At 63.2% G+C, this 3,101-nt stretch carries 2 protein-coding genes and 1 tRNA gene; all 3 read right to left on the reverse strand.

Going from position 1 to position 3,101, the window contains the following annotated elements; translation table 11 throughout:
* Positions 1-112: 112 nt before the first annotated feature.
* Positions 113-1,165, reverse strand: coding sequence for a fused (3R)-hydroxyacyl-ACP dehydratase subunits HadA/HadB (locus ACFWF3_RS30030; protein ID WP_379317008.1), 1,053 nt, complete (start codon positions 1,163-1,165; stop codon positions 113-115).
* Positions 1,166-1,214: 49 nt separating this feature from the next.
* Positions 1,215-1,706 (reverse strand): DinB family protein, encoded by a 492-nt coding sequence (locus tag ACFWF3_RS30035; protein WP_379317010.1) that lies wholly within the window; start codon positions 1,704-1,706, stop codon positions 1,215-1,217.
* Positions 1,707-2,033: 327 nt separating this feature from the next.
* Positions 2,034-2,107, reverse strand: a tRNA-Pro gene (locus ACFWF3_RS30040).
* Positions 2,108-3,101: the final 994 nt, after the last annotated feature.

A 3,101-nucleotide genomic window follows, 5' to 3' on the forward strand; every position in this document is an offset into this window, starting at 1 on the left:
CTGCTGCTGCGTGCTGTCGGCTTGTCGAGTGAGGCCATGGACATCCTCGTCGCGATGGCCGAGCGTCTCCGTGTCAGTGACAGATTGCTCGCCATTTGCCTCGACGATTGACCTAGCGGTCCGCGCACTGGATCACCGCAACCGCTCGTCCGAAGATCTTCCTGCCGTCCTGTGTGGCGGTGACCGCGATCGTCGCGGTCTTGCGGTCTGCGTCGACCGCCTTCACTCTGCCGGTGTATTCGACAATCGCTCCGCTGTCGCAGACGTAGACCGGGCTGGTCAATCGCACCGCGTATTCGGTCACCACACCGGGACCGCCCGCCCATGAGGTCACGTATCCTGCGCCGATCCCGATCATCAGCATGCCCTGTGCGACAGGCGATTCCAGGTTCACCGACGCTGCCGCCTCCTTGCTCCAGTGGATGGGGTTCGGGTCGCCGGCCACGCCCGCGTAGTTGACCAGGTCGCCCAGCGTCACAGCCACGATCCTGGGCGGGAGCTCGTCGCCGACAGCGACGGTGCTGAACGGCACCATATTCCGGCCCGGGTCCGCGGTCGGTGCCGGGCGCGGTGGCGCGGCACGCTCGGCTGTGTGGTGTTGTCGCGGAATCGACGAGCCATGACGGAAGTTCTGCATCAGCAGTCGGTCGCATATTCGCGCGGCGGCGAAATTCACCTCCCGCCGGCCGACGAAGGACGTGCGGGTGGTGACGACTTCCTTGCCGTACTGGTCGGTGACCGCACACTTGAAGCCGAAGATGTCGCCCCCGAACGCCTTACGGCGCGATTCGAGTCCGACCTCGAAGCGCAACGAATCGCCCGCGAGGATCGGTCTGTTGACGATGAGGCCGTGGTCGGTCTGCATGATCTGGCTCAGGTCATAACCTTCGGCCACGCGATCGAACATCTCGATCTGGGCCAGAAACGCGGGGATCGAGACGAAAGTCAACGGCGCGACCAGGCCACCGTAACCGTGGTCTTCAGCCGCTTGCTCGCAGCGGTGAGCGGGATGATCATCCTGAACCGCACGGGCGAACTCCCGGATCTTCTCGCGCCCGACGACATAGCAGTCGCCGGTTCGATAGGACTGCCCGACCGTCGTCGCGGAGGCGACCGAATCGGCGGGTGAATCGAGCAACCTGGAGTCGTCTGGAGTTGTCCGCACACTCAGCAAAGTAACCAATAGTTAGCCTGGCGAGCGATATTTGCTGTTCTCAGAGTGTCGCGGTCTGATCGATCTGCTCGCGCAAGATGTCGCCGTGCCCTGCGTGGCGGGCGAATTCCTCGATCATGGCGAGCAGAGTCCACCGCATGCTGACAGTCCCCTCACGGGGATTGTGCTTGGTGTCGTCCAGGTCGAACCGGGCGGCGATCGCCCGTGATCGGCTGCTCGCACGCTCGAACTCCGCGATGACATCGGCCAGCGACTCGTCGTCGGCCACAGCGAACGTGCCCTCGTCGCGTTTCGAGTACCCGTCGCATTCGGCTTCGTCGAGCCCCGCCCAGAACCGCTGGAACCAGATCCGCTCCGCGGCGGCCCCATGTTTGATCAAGGAAATCGGTGTCGTCAGCGACGCGACAAGCCGTCGCCGAGCGTCGGCGTCGGACAACCCGCGTGCGGTCGCGATGAGCGCTTCACGGTTGCGATCGAGTGTGTTCTCGATGATCGTTCGCTCGGCGCCGGTGGTAATTATGTTGGTAACCATGGACTTTCACTCCATTCTCTTGCCGATCGAAGGCTCGGGGGTGTCTGGCAGTCGGCAGGGCACGGCTCGGTGGGCTCAACACGGCCAGTGACGGAGGCGAACCAGGGGAGGGGAAATCTGATGTGTTTCGTCGCGGAACGCGCGCTGACCAAGGCGATGCGGGTCGATCTTCACCGCAGCCGATACCGGTCGAGCGCCGAAGAACTCGACGCCGCCTGCCGTCAGTCTGTCATGTCACTGGGGTTTCTGTGGGATTCGGCCAAACCACATCAAATCTCGGGACACAAGAAAACCCCCTCCGACCCAGGTCAGAGGGGGTTTTCACTGTCGGGCTGACAGGATTTGAACCTGCGACCACCTGACCCCCAGTCAGGTGCGCTACCAAGCTGCGCCACAGCCCGTTCTTGCCCCCGTCTCCGGGTGCTCGAAAAGATTACCTCTGTGAACGCCGAAACGTTGTGACGCAAACCCAGGTTCCACGCTGATCACTATTCGTAAGCGTTCGACGGAGCGGGCCGAGTGGGCACCAACGTAATACGCGCATCGGTAGCAATACCGACCTGCCCGAGCGTCAAAGGGTTCATGCAGTTCCGCTGCGGGTAGTTGAAGATCGGGTCCAAAGTCGGATCTGTATGACCGACGACTGACTTGTAGTACGGCCCGAACGGCTGCCCACCGGACACGCTCACGCCGAAACAGTCGACCTCCAGAATATAGGTCCCATCGCCTCCACAATGGGCACTCGCTCCGCCCCACGATCGGTCCAGTGTGCAGCCCTGCGGCTCCGCCATCGCAGGCCCTGATGAGATCATGGCCGTGGCACTCGCTATCAGCACCGACGTACCGAACACGCGCCACTTCATGTTTGACATTCAGGTCTCTCCAACGATGGACGGGGCAAGTGAGTAAGTCGGGTCATCATACGATCGCGGCAACGGCCCCACGGCAAACCGACACGGCACCCGCCACGACCGAGCCGACGGAAGCATCGACTGCCGAACCCACACACCACCGACACGGCCAGCCGTCTCCACTCCCGGGCCGGGAAGCGTCAGATAGTTGGCTGATCAGGCACGAAATCGACGGCGCCCATTTCGAATCGACGCGCGTGCCGTTCGCGGTAACTCGACCACGCGATCACGCCCAACAGCTGATGCTCATGCTGACCGCTTGCCGGCCCACCACCTCAAGGTCCGCGTGCGCTGACGGCACACCGCACCTGTTTGTCACCGTAGACAGATGAACGCCCATGGCCTGCGGGCAGTTTGCGGCAACAGCCACGCCCAGCAAACACGGTGCACGGGCGGAGGCGTGACCGCCGCGAGAATGTGCCGAACGGGCGCACGTCACGTCCGAGGGCCACACGAACCGACCCGCGCGCACAGGCCATGAACT

Origin of the sequence: Nocardia sp. NPDC060220 (genome assembly GCF_042727815.1) — a bacterium.
Taxonomy (GTDB): Bacteria; Actinomycetota; Actinomycetes; order Mycobacteriales; family Mycobacteriaceae; genus Nocardia.